Origin of the sequence: Erysipelothrix larvae (assembly GCF_001545095.1) — a bacterium.
Classification (GTDB): Bacteria; Bacillota_I; Bacilli_A; order Erysipelotrichales; family Erysipelotrichaceae; genus Erysipelothrix; species Erysipelothrix larvae.
This window is the reverse complement of sequence record NZ_CP013213.1, coordinates 209949-226461: the sequence shown is the minus strand read 5'-3', so window position 1 is coordinate 226461 and position 16513 is coordinate 209949. Positions and strand designations below refer to the sequence as shown.

Sequence of the window (16513 nt, the reverse complement as noted above, 5' to 3'; positions counted from 1 at the left end):
ATACCATAAGGCTTGCCACCAATTGATGTGAGATTGCATTATATCACATGCTATAATGATACAAGAAGACGATGGAGAACCTTAAATGAGACTAGCAAAAGATTGGATTGAATATGAATGCATCGATTGTGGTGATGGCATGAAGATTGAACGCTTTGGACCTTATATTCTAAAACGTAAAGAACCCTCATGGACACAACCACTGACAAACACACCGTTTGAATTCAACGGAATTCATACGCAACATGGATGGGAAACCCATAACCTACCCGATACATGGACCATTCACTATAAAGATATGGCTATGGAATTGAAACCTACAGAATTTAAGCATCTAGGAATTTTCCCCGAACAAGCGGTTAATTGGGATTTTATCCGTGCTTCCATTCAAAGGGCAAACAAACCCCTTCGGATCTTAAACCTATTTGGATATACCGGTGGTGCAACGATTGCATGTGCGATGGAAAATGTTGAAGAAGTCGTCCATATTGACGCCTTGAAATCTGCGATTTCTCGAACCCAAGAAAACATTAAACTCAACACACTTGAAGACAAAAAAATACGCACAATCGTTGATGATGTGATGAAATTCTTGGCACGTGAGAAACGACGTGGTAGAACCTACCATGGTGTTATCCTTGATCCTCCTTCATTTGGACGTGGACCAAATAAAGAAATCTGGGAAATAAAGAAAGATTTAGAACCGCTTTTAAACGCAGTCAATGATATTTTAGATAAAGATGTAGAATTCATTGTGCTCAATACATACTCATCGCATATCACAAAACGCGAAGTCCATGCAATTGCATCACGCATCTTTAAACCCTTAAAAGGCATCTTGGACACCCAACACATTGGCGTTCCCATTACCCTTAAAGATAAACCCCTCATTTTAGGACAAACAACACGGTGGACAAAACATGAAAATTTACTATGAAGATAACCATGTGATCGTGATTGATAAACCTGTCAATCAACCCTCACAACAAGACGCATCTTTTCACCTTGATACACTGACAATGGTGAAAGACTACATCAAAGAAACCTACAACAAACCCGGCAATGTTTATGTTGGCTTGGTTCATCGCTTAGACCGTCCCGTAGGCGGACTCATGGTATTTGCGAAAACCTCAAAAGCAGCAAGCCGGCTCTCAGATCAAGTGCGCACACGCACCCTTGAGAAAGAATACATTGCGATTGTTGAAGGTGAGATGCCTTTAGGAACCTATACCGATTGGCTCATTAAAGATGGAAATACCAACACCAGCAAAGTCACACATAAAGATAAAAAGAATGCAAAACAAGCAACACTCACTGTGCTTGAAAGTGATTATAATAAAAAGGAAAACCTGAGTCGAGTTCGCATCAAACTTGAAACCGGAAGGCATCATCAGATACGTGTTCAATGCGCCTCTAGAAACCATCCTTTATGGGGAGATGCTCGGTATAACCCACGTTCAAAACCCGGTCAACAAATTGCATTGTGGTCGTATAAACTATCGTTTATGCACCCTACAAAAAAAGAGAAGATCACACTTACCAGCGAACTTCCCACTTCATATCCATTTAACCTATGGAAATAAACTTAAATCTACGATGATTATTACACTGATCGAATGCATCCGTTCTTATGAATTAAGCAAGGGATTCATTCGGTTTTTTGCCTGCTGATAGAGCGTATCAATTGCGTCTCTTCGTGATTCACAATCTTTGTATGCTAATGCATATAGAGCATTATACTGTTCAAGTGTTCCACCAAAACGTCCAACACCCATTTCTTGTGAAGGAAACAAATTGATGGCTTTTCCTTCATCAATCAGTGCATCGATTTGAGCACGTTCTTCGTAATATTTGTTGGTTCTATTTTGAAAGGAACGATTCAACTCTGGATACTTACGATAGAGAATGTTCATTGCTTTATATGTGATGCCTTTTTGAGGTTTTCTTACATAATCCGCAGATTTTGTTGAAACAACAAGATGATAATCACACCCATGCTCAATGCTTTGACTCACAGGAATCATGGTTGTAATGCCACCATCCATGTATTTCTTACCATTAATCTTCACGGCGCGTCCCATAACTGGAAGGGTACACGCTGCTTTTATATACTGTGCTTTCGCATCAATTTCATATTTATTCTTCCATACTGTTTCTTGAAGTTCTAAATCATAAACCCCTGCATAGAATTCGCCGTTTATTTTGCTGATATCTTCAAGCGGATAATCTAAATCCTTGATGATTGTCTCAAACATATAGTTATATCCAACGACTTGTCGCTCAAAGATTACAGCACCTAAACCTGAATTTCTCCAATCCGCTGCTTTTGTTGTTGAAGCGAGATGTAAAGTTTCTTTCTTTCCTAATACAAACATACTGCCATACAGCGCGCCTGAAGAAATCCCAATTGTTACATCAAACTCATATCCATTTTCAATGAGCCATGCTAAACACCCTGCTGTGTAAGCACCTCTCATTCCGCCCCCTTCTAATACTAGTCCTATTTTTGCCATATTCTACTCCTATAATAATCCACTAAAGATACGCACTGTTGCTCTAAAGAGTTTCACAATAAATGCTGTGCTCCTAATCTCAGTATACGTAACTTCATGCGATACATCCAAAGTCTTGATAAAGTCTTCATAACATGCACTTACAACTTGTGTGTCCACAAACAACAAGGAACACTCAAAGTGCATGTAATAGCTTCTAAAGTCCATATTGGTTGTCCCAACAATACTAATCTTATCATCACTTACCATTGTTTTGGAATGAACAAACCCTGGTGTGTATTCATAAATTTTAACACCATGTTCCAATAACACCTCATAGTTTGATTTTGTCCCCTGAAACACAATCTTCTTATCGGGAATATGTGGCACTAAAATTCGAACATCCACACCTCTTTTAGCTGCAATACACAGTGCTTGAATCATTTCATGCCCAATAATCAAATAAGGCGTTTGAATGTAAAGATATTCTTTTGCGTTATTAATCAGATTTAAATGTGCTTCAATCCCAACATCAATCCCATCCGTTGGAGCATCTGCAAAAGGTTGAACATATCCGTTTCCTTCTGGCACTCTCCCAAAATCATATTTATATGATTCGGGGTTTTCCGCAATCCCTGTATAATAACGATAGAATTGAAGAAACATCAAAGTTAATGAATACACAGCTTCTCCTTCAATAAGAACAGCTGTATCTTTCCAATGCCCAAATCGGACGATACGATTAATATACTCATCTGCAATATTAATTCCTCCTACAATTCCATATCGTCCATCAACAATCACTGCTTTACGGTGTGATCGGTTATTCATTTGCATTGCAAGGCGTGGTACTAGAGGATTAAAAATTACACTCTTAATCCCAGCTGCTTCACATTGCTTCTTTAATTCAACAAAGGGTGCACAACCCCAGTCATCGTAGATAAGCCGTACATCCACCCCTTCATTCACTTTCCGAGTAAGTACTTCCAAGGTGGTCTGCCACATATATCCATCTTTAATAATGAAGTATTCTAAGAAGATAAACTTTTCTGCTTTTTCAAGGATTTCAAGCATTCTTTCGAACTTTCGTTCACCGATTTCAAGATACTCAGCATTCAAATTTCGATAAATTGGATAATGTGCTGTATTGTATACAAAGTTAGCCTGTGTATGGAGTGCGGGATCAATCTGATGAATCTCTTGGAGTATATCAGCATCTTGGTCATCTACTTGATAAGGATACGACTCTGAAATTTTCTCACGTAACTTCTTAGGCATCTGACGACCGCCAACAAGCAGATAAATAATTGCACCAAATGGTGGGAACACCAAAATTACAATGGACCATGCTAATGCATACATCGGATCATCATTCTTATTGACAAGCCATAGCACAAGAAAGAATGAGATGAACATCATTAAAACATAAAGCCATGTATATCTAAATAAAAGATCTGCAGCAAAAAAGAGTATGAGTGCTAATTCGGAAATAAAAATCAGACCCACAACAAAAATCTTATTCGTCAGCAATTTTAGTAGTTTCTTCATTGATACATTCACCTTTATATTGTTATTCGATAGATTTCTTTTTGCTTTTCCCCAAAGGCATAGAGTTCGTGATTCGAATTCACATCCACTGTATAGAGATATTTTGCCCCTAAGTGTAAAATAGTTTTTCGAGATGCTTCATTATCTGGATTACATGTAATGTATACATCATCGATTTCTGGATAATCTCTTTTTATGATTCGCAAAAGTTCAATACATGCCTTCTGAGCATATCCGTGTCCTCTATAAGGCATATAGACAACATAGCCAACATTACCATAATATTCTAAATCAATACCTTCTTCAAACCGGTATTCACAACGCCCCACTACTTTTTCTAATGTGTCAACATAGATATCGAACACGCGTGTAAAAACGTTCATAACTTCATATTGATCACTTACATCAATGAGCGTAATGTCGTCAATCATACTTATACCCTTAAGAATGTAGCCTTATCAGACACATATAGCACAAGAACTGCAAGTAAAATCACACCAATTATTGATATCACTGGTGGAACACTGCTGAGGGTTAAGAATTGAAGCCCAAGATAGGCAACAAAGAACAAGACTGCAGTAATCGCAATATTGATGCCTACTTTCTGTTTCCCAGCAAAAGATTTGTCGATGAGTTTAAACGCTAAGCGATACATGAAGAGCAAGGTAATATACATTAAGGCCAATGTAATGTAAGTTGTTGCAGGTGTTTCGATAATCGTTTGGACAACACGATCAATTTGTTCTTGTGTTACAGTTTCACTGACTTCCGCAATTGATTCTCCTGAATTAATCGCAAAACTATACATAAGCATATTCACAAAATAGAATAAAGACCCTTGAATCGGATTAATCCATGAGAACAATCCCGCGAATACGCCGGTCATTTCTCCAGTATCCTCATTCACATTTCCTCGCTTATGTTGAATAAACGTAATAATTATCGTCGTCGCCATAAATGATATGGTAGCTATAAGTGCGGTATAAAACCCCGTTGCGAAGGTACTTTGTTCGATAAATTCTGTGTATGCTTCTGGAGTACCAAAAATAGCACCTACGAGCACACTATTTAAAAGATTACCGATTGCATTATAAACGAAAAATGCACCGATACCCCATAAAATCGCAGATATAACAAATCCCTTCTTACGATATTTCACAAATGCGAATATCGAAAGTCCAACCATCAATGCGATAGAAACTCCCATTGCGACCATTGCTAATTGATTAACCATAAAACCTCCAAGTTTATATATTTACTTTCATACCATTTCATTATATTATAAATGAAGGAGGAATTCTATGAACAATTACAAATCAGAGAGCTCTCTTGATCTTGATCCTAAACTTACGATATGCCTAATATGGATTGTTAGCTTAATTACAAGTGCGGGTATATCAAAGTCAAACGGACTAAGCACGGTGATTATTATCGTTTCAACCCTACTGTTACTGATCTATGAAAAGAAAAATACATTGGTTCGAAATCATGCGGCACAGTGTCTTGCATTAAACCTGGCGACTATTTTAGTATCAATCCTTGTGAATTCAATCTTTAGAATTCTTGTTGCACTAGTCTTTTGGATCCCTGTCCTGAATGTTGTATCCACTTCAATGCTCATCATCGCAATGACCATTGTATCTGTATTCTTTGTGTTGATCAACTTACTGGGACTTGTGAAGTCATTCAAATTCGAACCGGTATCTCTTCCTTATATTTCAAAATATGCAGAGATCATTGAACAAGCAATTGGACGATAAAAAAGCAGTGCATAACACTGCTTTTTATGAGTTTGTGATTATTATTAAGCAACTCTAACGTTTGCTGCTTGCTCACCACGTGGACCTTCAACGATATCGAATGTAACATTTTGACCTTCTTCTAGCGTTTTGTATCCATCAGAGTCGATTGCGGAATAATGAACGAAAATGTCTTTTCCGCCTTCAACAGTAATAAAACCATAACCCTTCTCAGCGTTAAAGAATTTTACTTTACCTGTGCTCATCTAAGTACCTCCTATCAGAAATAAGATGAACTCAAGCGTCATTTGTAAAACTTAAGTCTAAACCAGCAGTTCTCCACACAACATTTTGAGTATCACGATATAATTTCATAATGAAATCAAAATCTTCTTATTACTTACAAATCGTAACATTCAAGACATTATATGTCAAATATAATTATCTATATTTAATACAAAAATTAAGCGTTTTCATCCTTTGAAAGGGGAATTTTATGAAACCAATCCTAATAAGTGTAAAACATGATGATACACTTCTCAATTATTTGCTCAATGCAAACCTCGATTACTCACGAACTAAAATCAAGTCACTTTTAAAACACCAATGTATCCTTGTTAACGATACAGTCGTGTCTCAGTTTGATGAACCCATTGCGAAAGGTGAGACCATAAAGATCGTTCAACACAATGATCAACTTGATTTACCCTTCCCATTACTCTATGAAGATCGTAATATTATCGTCATTGATAAACCTTATGGGCTTCTTACAATATCAACAGAAAAGAAAGAACCGAATACTGCATTTAGAGCAGTCAGTCAGTATGTTAAGAAGAAAGATCCCCGCAATAAAATCTATGTCATTCATCGTTTAGATAAAAATACTTCGGGTGTTGTTATGTTTGCGAAAAGCGAAGCGGTCCAAAAAGCGTACCAAGAAAATTGGAATGATCGCGTAAAGGAACGGATGTATGTTGCGATTGTCGAAGGACATCTTGATCAGGATACCGGAACGGTTGAATCCTTCCTGAAGGAAAACAAAACAACGCACATGTATTCCTCAAACTCAGGACAACATGCGATTACACATTATCGTACGATTCGAAAAGGGAAAGACTTTACCGTACTTGCGGTTCACATTGATACTGGGCGTAAGAATCAAATCCGTGTTCACATGCAAGACCTTAAGACTCCGATTTTAGGGGATCGTAAATACGATGCAACCCGCAATCCACTTAATCGTATGGCACTGCATGCGTATCGATTAAAAATTGAAAATCCGTTCACCCATAAAATGAACACGTATGTGGCACCAATTCCACGTCAATTTACACGATATGCACGGATTACTGAATCCCAAATTAAGAGTATATAAAAAAGACCAATCGGTCTTTTTTTCATACTATTTTACATATGCTGGTGAATTTATTTTAAGTTGCTCCTTCAGCCGTGCATCAAACACTTCGAAATTATATTCACTCATCAATAGTTGCCCCATCTTCACATCAATGAAATCAGTTTGTTGTAAGATTGTATCCACAATCGTATCGTCGGACAGTTCATTGTCAGTCAATACAAACACATAAAACACTTCATTATCAGTATCGTTATAGATTGCTACATCAAATGCATTTTTTAGTGTTGCAATTTGCGTCTTCATACCATCAACAAACGAAGTATTTTGATTTGTATAGATTACGGATGTCTTACCTTCTGGTGAGATTTGAGATTCTAGTGTTTCAATACTTTTTGATTCACTGAGGATGGTTTTTACCTTATTTGCATCCGCTTCTTCAGAAAACAGATAGACATTCAAGGTTTTCATATCATATTCAGACTTAACAGACGCTAAATCACCTTCACGAAGTTGTGAGCCAAAGTATTCAAGTAAATAAACTTGAGGTCTTAGGATTTGTTCAATGTATGCTTCTACAGAACCATAATAGGTTGTCATGTACGTATCAAAGTTATCCCCCAATTCCTCTTTAATAAGGGCTAACTGTTCTTCAACCGCAGCCTCAATATCAATTGGGTTCTTTTCTTGCATATTCGCAATCGCAATCCCTTCAAGTTCATTTATCAAAATGTTTCCTGTATCATTTGTAATCAATGATTGGAAAACAAAATCTTCAGTATAATCTGTACCATTGTATGTAAATAATGTTTCGGGTTCGCTCATGACTGCATGGTGTGCTGTTGATGAACACCCTGCAAGTACAAGCGCAACCAATCCAAGTAAGATTCCTTTTTTCATCGCTTAATCCTCGATTTCCAAGTGGGCTTTTATTTGTGCTTCAAACGCATCTGTAAATTCCACTTTTTCTTGAAGCAATGACCACATTGCTCTATTTTCTATTGAACTGTCAAAGGTCTTCACTGCATCTTGGTAGCCTGCATCCCCTTTGAAGTCTTCAAATGAATCCCCATACGCATAGATGCGGTGGTAACCATATGTCGTTTGAACCCATCCACTTAGCTGACCTTTGTTAAGTGCGAGTGCTGCTTGTAAAAACGGAGCTTCAAAGCTTGTGTTTACATCTGTATAGCCTAGATTTTCAAAAACTACAGTCTTTCCGTCAATTAAGTCCGCAAGTAAAGTTTCCATTTCTGCAGGATCACCCGTTGCGAATATACGGTCAATTTCTTCAATTTTCTGCTGGGTTGCTGTTGTGAAAGCACCATCACTGTCAAACAGCACAAGCACGTGTTTTACTTGCCTTGGATTCAGTTTTTCTAAGAATGCTTCGTCATTAAAGTTGGCATCAATATACGATGCAATATGATTTTGCTTACGAATCCCATTTTCAATATACAATAAAAGATCATCGATGCCACCGGTATATCCAGCAGATCGTACAATCGCGTCCAAATAGGCTTTACTTTCTTCATCTGAATAATAATCCATAATGCTATCAAACTGCGTTTGAGCATTCTTCTTTTCTTCATCTGTTAACACTAGATCACCCACAACGAGGTTTTCAAGTATTTGATACATATATGAAACACCATATAGGTCCACAAGTTTCTCATAGTATTCATCTGCTGTGACTGTCTCACCATTAAATGTGTAAACCGCATCTGGGGCGACATTTGTTTGCGAACATCCAGCTAATAGTAGGACTAAAACGAGTCCAAAGATTAGTTTTTTCATGTTTGAGTTTCCTCTTTCTCTAGGTTAAGTTCAAACCAGAAGGTTGAACCTACTCCCACTTGGCTGTTTACACCAAATGGAACTTTGTGTAATTGTAACACATGTTTCACGATTGACAAGCCAATTCCTGACCCAATTTTTTCTCGAATGTGATTTGTTTCGCTTCGGACATAACGTTCCCAGACTCTTTGCGATTCACTTTCATCCATACCAGGCCCATTATCAATGACTTCTACACGGACATGATCCTTGATTTTTGTACACCTTAACGTTACAGATACATGATCTCCACCGTGCTGAAGTGCATTATTGACAAGATTATAAAGAACTTGATGAATTTTAACCGAATCACCGTTAACCAAATAGTGTGCAACACCATCTATTTGGATCGTTTGATTGAGTCCAATAATACTTTGATAACGCCCCATGACATCTGCCAATACTTTATCCATATACAGTGTTTCAAGATTTAATGTATCGATCCCATCTTGAAGTCTAGACAGATCCAGTAAATCATCCACAAGGCGTCCTAAGTGTTGTGCTTCATCAACAATCACTTGTGCATTTTCAGTGTTATCTTCACTGGGAATATCACGAATGAGTTCGCCATAGCCTTGAATCATGGTTAAGGGCGTTTTAAAATCATGACTTACATTTGCAAGCAATTCTTTTCGCATCGTATCCACTTCTTTCAGCGATAAATGTGCTTCGTTGAGTGTGTGTGATAGTTCATTGACTTCTCGATAGCCTGTCGCATCAAAGGGATGCATCTCAAGGGATGAGCCCAGACGCTTTGCTTCTTGGTTTAATAGAATCAAAGGGTTTGATAATTGCCGGGATACAAACCACGAGAAGATTAATGCAGCGAGTGCAAGGATGCCACTGATAATAAATAACTGTATCTTCAGTGTCGATACAGTCGCATCTACTGGGACAATCAAAGCCTGAATCACTACCATGGTTGTATCATCCATAATGGACACATACGTAATGTATTCGCTATTGTCTCCAATATAGGGGGTGGTGGTGTTAATCTGAATATAGACACTCCCACCATTTTGATACGCTGCAAGATAGATGCGTTGATATTGGGAACTCAGTATATCCTGAATCCAAATGCTTGGTACCCCAACACTCTCACTGATTAGGATCCCTTGATTACTCACAACGCGAATATGAAACTCATTCTCAATTGCGAAGCGTTCAAGTGACGCTAACCCTTGGTCTTCCTTATAATTTCGAATCACCTGAGCTGCTGTTCTTTCTACATTTTGTTTCTTAATGCTTCGATAAAATGAATCTAAGAAACCAACTTGAAATATCCACAACAAACCAAGTAAGAAAATAAGGAAAATCAAGAAATAACTGAATAAATTCCAGCGTATACTGAGCTGATCCTTAAATTTCTTCAAATCGATAACCCACCCCTCGTTCAGTAATGATGCACATGCCATACTGTTTAAGTTTTTGTCTAAGTACCTTAATGTGTGTATCCAAGGTTCTAACATCTCCATTGAAATCTTCACCCCACACATTGTCAATGCATCCATTTCGTGTTGCACTATGACCTCGATGCTTGATGAGATACAACAGTAAATTAAATTCCTTAGAGGATAATTCAACGAGTTCACCATCAAGGGTCAAATCTCTACGTGTGTTGTTGAGGACAAGGCCTTTATATATATACAGATCTTCTTCTAAATGTGAAGCTCTATTAAGAATTGCTTGAATACGAAGCATTAATTCTTTTAGTGAGAAAGGTTTCACAACATAGTCATCAATCCCCAATTGAAGACCTGTAAGCCGATCTTCGAGTTCTGACTTTGCGGTCAACATTAATACTGGAACATCACTAAATTCTCGAAGATGGGTCACTGCGGTATACCCATCCATATGTGGCATCATGACATCCATGATCACACAATCACAGGGATTGTTTTTTAGGTATTCTAAAGCTTCGACACCTGAGCCAACGCCACTGATGTCGAAATCATAGACCGCACCATATTTTTGAACCATCACTCTGATATTCGGTTCATCATCAACTATTAAGATTTTCTTTTTCATATTAGACCCTACCATTAAATCAAACCTATGTGTTTTATTAATGTGATTTTATCATTATTTTAAGAAAAAGCCCTCCATATGGAAGGCTTATGACTTAAATTCGATCAATATCGTCGTTCAATTTCTTGAGTTCATCGTATAAATCGTCAAGTTTTTTATTGTTTTCTTCTAAGTATCCTCGTGTTTCTTCAAGCTCAGTCACTGTTTCTTCAGTTTGAGATGGTCTTGATTCGAGTTGTGATACTTTCGCTTCAATCTTTTCATTCATTGATTCAAGGGATTCGATGGCATGATTTACATCATCAATACGATCAAATGCTGATTGACGACGTTCTTCACGTGTTTGATTACGACTTGATGAAAGTCTTTCATAGAATTCATCACGACCTTCGCGGAAACGTGCCCATAGTTTTTCTTCATGACGACGTCCACTGTGTCCAATTGCTTTCCATTCTTCCATGATTTCATCAAAACGTGCTCTTACTGTTTCAAAGTCCATTGAGTCTTTAAGACTTTCTGTTTCTTCAATCAATTTTTCTTTTGCTTCACGTGCTACTTTTTCAGCTTCACGAATTCCTGCAAAGTGCTCTTCTTGAGCTCTATAGAATGTTTGACGTGCATCATTGAAACGTTCCCAAAGTTTGTTTTCAACTTCTCTACTTGCAAACCCAGCTTCTTTCCACGCATCCATTAATTCACGCATTCTTGTTGATGTTTGACGCCATTCTGTTGAATCTTTCAATTTCTCAGCTTCAAGAATTAGTTTTTCCTTAACATCTTTTGCCTCTTCGCGTTTTGCACTTTGTTCTTCATAGAATTGATTACGACGTTCAAAGAAATAATCATTAATGCTTGAGAATTCTTCCCAAAGCTTATCGTTTAATTCTTTACCAGCAAATCCGAGTTCACGCCATTTCGCTTGAAGTTCTTTAAATGCATCTGCCGTTTTTTGGAATTCCTCAGAATCTTTAATTTTATTCGCTTCTTCAATTAATGCGCGTTTTCCTTCAACTGCATCAACCACACGACCTTTACGTGTTTCATAACGACTCAATTCTGCTTGAAATTTCTCATCTAAGGCAGGATCATCACTTTCTGAACGCAAGCTCTCCCATTCAGTTTTAATTTCTTCCAGAGTCTCATCTCCAGTTGCTGGGTCTAAACGACGTACTCGATGAATTAAATCATACTTTCTTTCGTTGCTAACTGAGTAATAGCTTTCCCATGTAAAATCATTTCGATTATTGTTCTCCATAATATCCTCCTTAAGCATAACCACACCTTATATTTTACCATGTTTTAGGGCAAATTCTAAACGATATTGTCCTATAAGTTATAAATACCTCAATTTTTAGTGTATTTTCTCACATAACACGCAATTCTTACGCACAATTTATCAACACCATGCAATCGGCTCACAAATTTTTGAGGTGTTGTGTAGGTATAAGGTGTCATTGAAAACAAGTCCAATAGGGCTTGATTGCCCTCAATTTCAATCATTGCATCAATTTTTCTTTCTGTTTCAAGCTTCAATTCTTGAAGATATGGGACTGGATCATTCAATCGTACCGCATCATACACAAGCTCTTTAAGCTCATAAAGATGATCGGCATCCGGAACAACTTGAATAAAAGTTCCCCCCTCTTTCAAAATACGTTGAACTTCTTTTGGATCAAAAGGTGCAAACACTGAATAGCATACATCTACCGAGTCATCTAAAAGCGATATTGCATAACTTGACCCAATCACCCATGTAATTGATTTGTTGCGCTGTGAGGCTTTATCTACAGCTGTCTTCGAAATATCAATTCCAATTGTTTCTACCGGAAATGCGCGATGTATTTGCTGCGTATACCATCCTTCTCCGCACCCTAAATCAACAATATTTGTAACATGGGGTGGTATTTGCTCAATAATCCCTTCGCATAATACGCGATAATAACCCTGATCTAAAAAGCGAGACCGCGCATCAACCATTTTTTTATCATCCCCTTGTATCTTAGACTTACGTTTTTGTGACATTAAGAGATTTAATGTGTTCTTTCGTGATAAATCATAGGAATGACCTTGACCACAAATCCATTGTGTCCCCTTATTCATGAGCTTATCTTTACATACCGGACACTGTAACATTTTGAAATCCTCCCTTTGTATGATACTTGCAAGATTTAATTTACTTCGCTATAATCATAACATGCAATGAATAGGAGGCACTATGAAAAAACAAATCTTAGCATTTTTTCTAGTTTTCACGCTATTGCTAACAGGCTGTGCTAACAGCTCCAATAAGGCAGATTTGTCTGATTATGATTTATTAACGGTAACCGATCACAATTTTATCACCGGAAACTATGAAGATATCATGACAAGCTTACTTGCTAAAGAACCGGGTATTTACTTCTTTGGCTATGCAACTTGTGCGTGGTGTCGTGAACTTGTTCCCGAACTGCAAGAAGTAGTTTCAGAGGCAAACCTTTATGTAAACTACGTTGATGTGAGTGATAGAAATAACTGGACACTTGCGCTCAATAACGAACTTACTGAGTTTGGTTCCCAGTTTGAAGAAGGTGCTCAATACGAAGGTGTCCCGTATGTTATCTTTGTTGGAGATGATGGAACACTCGCGGCACATGTTGGAACACTTCCAACCCATAACGCGCAACAACGTCTTATGACAGACACTGAACGGGCATACCTGCAACGTGTACTTCGTGAAACGATTGAATCTGTTGGCCTTAGCGCCCAAGAGTAAAAGGATGCATCCGCATCTTTTTTTTTACCCAATCATGCATACACCATCTTTACACTGATATGCTTCTGCATCATAATTTTGTAGTGTTTTATTCAACACATCTTCAAAGACTTCAACAGGCTGAGCGCCTTGAACAACAACCCCATCGATTTCAAAATAAGGAACGCCTCGAATCGACTTCATATGTGCTTCATACTCATCTTCTTGAACACAACGTTCAGTCCACGATTCTTTCAATGCTTCATCATACAAGCCTTGTGACAAGCCAGTTTTAAGCCATAATTGATTGAGGATATGCACATCTTGAATGTCATACCCATCTACAAAAATTGCCTTTGTGAATGCATCAAATAGAACAGTACCCTTTTGATGTTTTTTCGCCATTTGAAGTAAACGATGCGCCGTCAGTGTATTCCCTTGAATCATCGTATCCGCATGATATTCCAATCCAACGCGATGTGCCATTTCTTCGATTTGCTTTTGTGATTGCGCTGCTTGTTCCAATGAAATCCCATATTTATTAGCAACTATTTCATTGATGTGCTCTATCTTATCTCTTCGATAAAATGGATCCAGTTCAAAACTCTTCATCTCGACGCTTACTTGTGCATTTAAGTTCAACAACGCCAATTCTAAATTTCGTTTGCCGATATAGCAAAACGGACATACAAAATCCGACCATATTACAATTTTCATCACCATCAACTCCTCAAGCTTCATCTTATCAAACTTATTCCATATGCAGGTACTTGATGCCCATGATATAATATTTTATGTAAAACATTTTAGGAAAGGAAGGTTATGATGAATCAAACAATTCAAACACAACTCAATCATAAAACCATTCGCAAATTTAAGGACACGGCGTTGGATCAAGCCACCATCAACACCTTGGTGGATGTCGCACAACACACATCAACAAGTTCGTTCTTACAAGGGATGTCAATCATCAGTGTAACGGATAAAGCGAAGAAAAAAGCGATTGCAGACATAGGAAAGTAACATTATATTGGTGAAAATGGTCATCTCTTTATTTTTATTCTTGATAACTATAGAAATTTTCAAATCGCTAAAGAAGCTGGAGTTACCAGCGATATGGGGTCAACCACCACGAAATTCTTGAGCAGTTTTAGTGATTGCCTCTTAGCGTGTCAAAATGTTATGGTTGCAGCTGAAAGTATGGGTTTAGGTGGTGTTATCTTAGGAAGTATCCTCAATGATGCACAGCAACTTATTGAAATTCTTGAACTCCCAAAGCTCACCTTCCCAATTATTGGATTAGTTGTGGGCTATCCAGACCAACAGCCACAACTTAAACCAAGACTGCCACAAGAGCTCATTCACTTTGAAAACAAATATTGTATACTTGATAATTATCATGAGGCCCTTCAAGCATATGACGCTGTTGTTACTGAGTACTATGACTTAAGAGATATGAATAACCGCATTGATAGTTTTACACTGCAAGCGACAAAATCTCAACAAACTGTTAACGAAGGGCGTTTAAAGCTTAAAAAAACCCTCGAAAAACAAGGACTTCTGGTAAAATAAAAACTGTCATTTCTGACAGTTTTCTTATTTAGCTAGAGCTTTAACTTTGCGTTTGTGATCTTTGATAATACGAAGCGCATGTTTACGTGTTTTGATATTCTTTGATTTCAATTGACGATAAGCTGTTGATACATCATTTTTAGCCATTTTCTACACCTCCAAACGATTCATTGTAAATTAGACAAGGTCTATTATACATTATCATAGCATGAATTGCAACGATATTATGAAATACAATTTTTCAAAACTGAATTAAATGAAATGAAAAACTAAATCTCATTTTTGCAACAATTCGTGGAATTTGAGCATTCAAGAAGTTCTACTCTATAGAGCGGGGATAATTTTTATTTTATGAGTATACAGTTTAAGCATCTTCCCCATTAATGAATAGAAGAAGCATTATGGCAGAAATAAACATTTATCCTTAAAGGACCGCGAAATAATTGAAATCCATCATAACAATAAGACACTGTGTATCGCTATTGCATAAAACTTAGGCATGGACCAATCCTTCATTATGCAGTTTTTGAAAACTTTATGACACAATATTATTGTTTTATATACTTGTATTAAACACTGATTTCATATTGAATTTACAGTACTTAATAAACATTTCTATGATATATCCGGTGAATTTTTTAGCAATTCGTATATTTATCAATCCGATTGGAAATACAATTAATGCAAAGAGGGTATTTACCCAATCAAATGCTTGCATTCCCGTTACATTAACAAACAATAAAATAAACGGTGATGCGATAAAAGTGAGTACAATAAGCCAATAGGAAAGTAGGAGTGTAGCAACAGTGATTGCAACGCCTGAAAATAAAAATATATTAAAAAATAAACTTCCAAATAGTGCATAATAATTAATGTTCTTCATAACTTTCTCCTCTTTATTCGTATCACTCATTTCACGAGTACTGTCATAAAATCGATCTATTGGAACTTCATACAATCTACTCAGCTCCTCCAGGACATAAACATTGGGCATGGTCTTGTTTTGTTCCCATCGTGATATTGTTTGTCTTGTTACAAACATTACTTTTGACACATCCTCTTGTGTCAATTTTTTTTCTAAACGTACTTGACGTAAGTTTTCACCTAAATTCATATATCTCTCCTTAATACTCTAATTACTTTACGTTATAAACGAATATGAGTAAAGCAACAAATCTGTTACAAGACGAAAAAAGGCACACTTTTCAATGTA

Annotated in this window: 21 protein-coding genes; 7 read left to right on the top strand and 14 right to left on the bottom strand. The window is 37.2% G+C overall.

The window, feature by feature from the left end:
* Positions 1-85: 85 nt before the first annotated feature.
* Both AOC36_RS01115 and AOC36_RS01110 read left to right on the top strand, forming a co-directional pair.
* Positions 86-937 carry a class I SAM-dependent methyltransferase gene (locus tag AOC36_RS01115; protein ID WP_067630216.1) on the top strand — a complete coding sequence of 284 codons (852 nt, stop codon included), beginning with the start codon at positions 86-88 and terminating at the stop codon, positions 935-937.
* Positions 921-1583: an RluA family pseudouridine synthase gene (locus AOC36_RS01110; RefSeq protein ID WP_067630213.1), complete on the top strand. Its 663-nt coding sequence runs from the start codon at positions 921-923 to the stop codon at positions 1581-1583. The genes AOC36_RS01115 and AOC36_RS01110 overlap by 17 nt, the downstream gene beginning before the upstream one ends.
* Positions 1584-1628: 45 nt before the next feature.
* On the opposite strand, the gene AOC36_RS01105 is transcribed toward AOC36_RS01110, so the two are convergent.
* From AOC36_RS01105 to AOC36_RS01090, 4 genes are read right to left on the bottom strand one after another with little or no spacing between them, the layout of a single operon-like run.
* Positions 1629-2513: a patatin-like phospholipase family protein gene (locus AOC36_RS01105; RefSeq protein WP_067630210.1), complete on the bottom strand. Its 885-nt coding sequence runs from the start codon at positions 2511-2513 to the stop codon at positions 1629-1631.
* Between the two features lie 9 nt (positions 2514-2522).
* Entirely contained in the window at positions 2523-4040 is a 1518-nt protein-coding gene (cls, locus tag AOC36_RS01100) for a cardiolipin synthase (RefSeq protein ID WP_067630207.1), read from the bottom strand.
* A gap of 14 nt (positions 4041-4054) precedes the next feature.
* Positions 4055-4471, bottom strand: coding sequence for a GNAT family N-acetyltransferase (locus AOC36_RS01095; protein WP_067630204.1), 417 nt, complete (start codon positions 4469-4471; stop codon positions 4055-4057).
* Positions 4472-4473: 2 nt separating this feature from the next.
* The gene (locus tag AOC36_RS01090) at positions 4474-5274 is read right to left on the bottom strand and encodes a hypothetical protein (RefSeq protein WP_067630200.1); all 801 of its coding nucleotides are present in this window, start codon (positions 5272-5274) and stop codon (positions 4474-4476) included.
* A gap of 67 nt (positions 5275-5341) precedes the next feature.
* Here AOC36_RS01090 and AOC36_RS01085 point away from each other — a divergent pair, with 67 nt between their 5' ends.
* The gene (locus AOC36_RS01085) at positions 5342-5800 is read left to right on the top strand and encodes a hypothetical protein (RefSeq protein WP_067630197.1); all 459 of its coding nucleotides are present in this window, start codon (positions 5342-5344) and stop codon (positions 5798-5800) included.
* Between the two features lie 44 nt (positions 5801-5844).
* On the opposite strand, the gene AOC36_RS01080 is transcribed toward AOC36_RS01085, so the two are convergent.
* A complete protein-coding gene (locus AOC36_RS01080) occupies positions 5845-6045 on the bottom strand; it encodes a cold-shock protein (protein WP_067630194.1) in 201 nt (66 codons plus the stop codon).
* Between the two features lie 230 nt (positions 6046-6275).
* Here AOC36_RS01080 and AOC36_RS01075 point away from each other — a divergent pair, with 230 nt between their 5' ends.
* Positions 6276-7154 carry an RluA family pseudouridine synthase gene (locus AOC36_RS01075; RefSeq protein ID WP_067630191.1) on the top strand — a complete coding sequence of 293 codons (879 nt, stop codon included), beginning with the start codon at positions 6276-6278 and terminating at the stop codon, positions 7152-7154.
* A gap of 27 nt (positions 7155-7181) precedes the next feature.
* On the opposite strand, the gene AOC36_RS01070 is transcribed toward AOC36_RS01075, so the two are convergent.
* The 6 genes from AOC36_RS01070 to AOC36_RS01045 all read right to left on the bottom strand — a co-directional run bounded on the left by AOC36_RS01070 (position 7182) and on the right by AOC36_RS01045 (position 13130).
* Complete coding sequence (locus AOC36_RS01070) at positions 7182-8033, bottom strand: hypothetical protein (protein WP_067630188.1); 852 nt, start codon at positions 8031-8033, stop codon at positions 7182-7184.
* Positions 8034-8036: 3 nt separating this feature from the next.
* Positions 8037-8930, bottom strand: a complete 894-nt coding sequence (locus AOC36_RS01065; protein WP_067630185.1) for a lipoprotein — start codon at positions 8928-8930, stop codon at positions 8037-8039.
* Complete coding sequence (locus tag AOC36_RS01060; protein WP_067630182.1) at positions 8927-10342, bottom strand: sensor histidine kinase; 1416 nt, start codon at positions 10340-10342, stop codon at positions 8927-8929. Before AOC36_RS01060 ends, AOC36_RS01065 begins: the two co-directional genes overlap by 4 nt.
* Positions 10329-10997: a response regulator transcription factor gene (locus AOC36_RS01055; protein WP_067630179.1), complete on the bottom strand. Its 669-nt coding sequence runs from the start codon at positions 10995-10997 to the stop codon at positions 10329-10331. Before AOC36_RS01055 ends, AOC36_RS01060 begins: the two co-directional genes overlap by 14 nt.
* A gap of 94 nt (positions 10998-11091) precedes the next feature.
* Positions 11092-12252, bottom strand: a complete 1161-nt coding sequence (locus AOC36_RS01050) for a DUF349 domain-containing protein (protein ID WP_067630176.1) — start codon at positions 12250-12252, stop codon at positions 11092-11094.
* A gap of 89 nt (positions 12253-12341) precedes the next feature.
* A complete protein-coding gene (locus tag AOC36_RS01045) occupies positions 12342-13130 on the bottom strand; it encodes a methyltransferase domain-containing protein (protein WP_067630174.1) in 789 nt (262 codons plus the stop codon).
* An 82-nt stretch (positions 13131-13212) separates the two neighbouring features.
* Here AOC36_RS01045 and AOC36_RS01040 point away from each other — a divergent pair, with 82 nt between their 5' ends.
* Positions 13213-13749, top strand: coding sequence for a hypothetical protein (locus AOC36_RS01040; RefSeq protein WP_067630171.1), 537 nt, complete (start codon positions 13213-13215; stop codon positions 13747-13749).
* Positions 13750-13773: 24 nt separating this feature from the next.
* Here the strand turns inward: AOC36_RS01040 and AOC36_RS01035 are convergent, their stop codons facing one another.
* Complete coding sequence (locus tag AOC36_RS01035) at positions 13774-14445, bottom strand: DsbA family oxidoreductase (protein ID WP_067630168.1); 672 nt, start codon at positions 14443-14445, stop codon at positions 13774-13776.
* Positions 14446-14553: 108 nt separating this feature from the next.
* Between AOC36_RS01035 and AOC36_RS12415 the strand changes: the two genes are divergently transcribed.
* On the top strand, positions 14554-14751 hold the full coding sequence (locus tag AOC36_RS12415) for a nitroreductase family protein (protein WP_232505378.1): 198 nt from the start codon (positions 14554-14556) through the stop codon (positions 14749-14751).
* 117 nt (positions 14752-14868) lie between these two features.
* A complete protein-coding gene (locus tag AOC36_RS12410; protein WP_232505377.1) occupies positions 14869-15300 on the top strand; it encodes a nitroreductase family protein in 432 nt (143 codons plus the stop codon).
* Positions 15301-15324: 24 nt separating this feature from the next.
* On the opposite strand, the gene AOC36_RS12295 is transcribed toward AOC36_RS12410, so the two are convergent.
* Entirely contained in the window at positions 15325-15447 is a 123-nt protein-coding gene (locus AOC36_RS12295) for a putative metal homeostasis protein (RefSeq protein WP_099091531.1), read from the bottom strand.
* A gap of 409 nt (positions 15448-15856) precedes the next feature.
* Positions 15857-16414: a helix-turn-helix domain-containing protein gene (locus tag AOC36_RS01025; RefSeq protein WP_067630165.1), complete on the bottom strand. Its 558-nt coding sequence runs from the start codon at positions 16412-16414 to the stop codon at positions 15857-15859.
* Between the last annotated feature and the right edge of the window lie 99 nt (positions 16415-16513).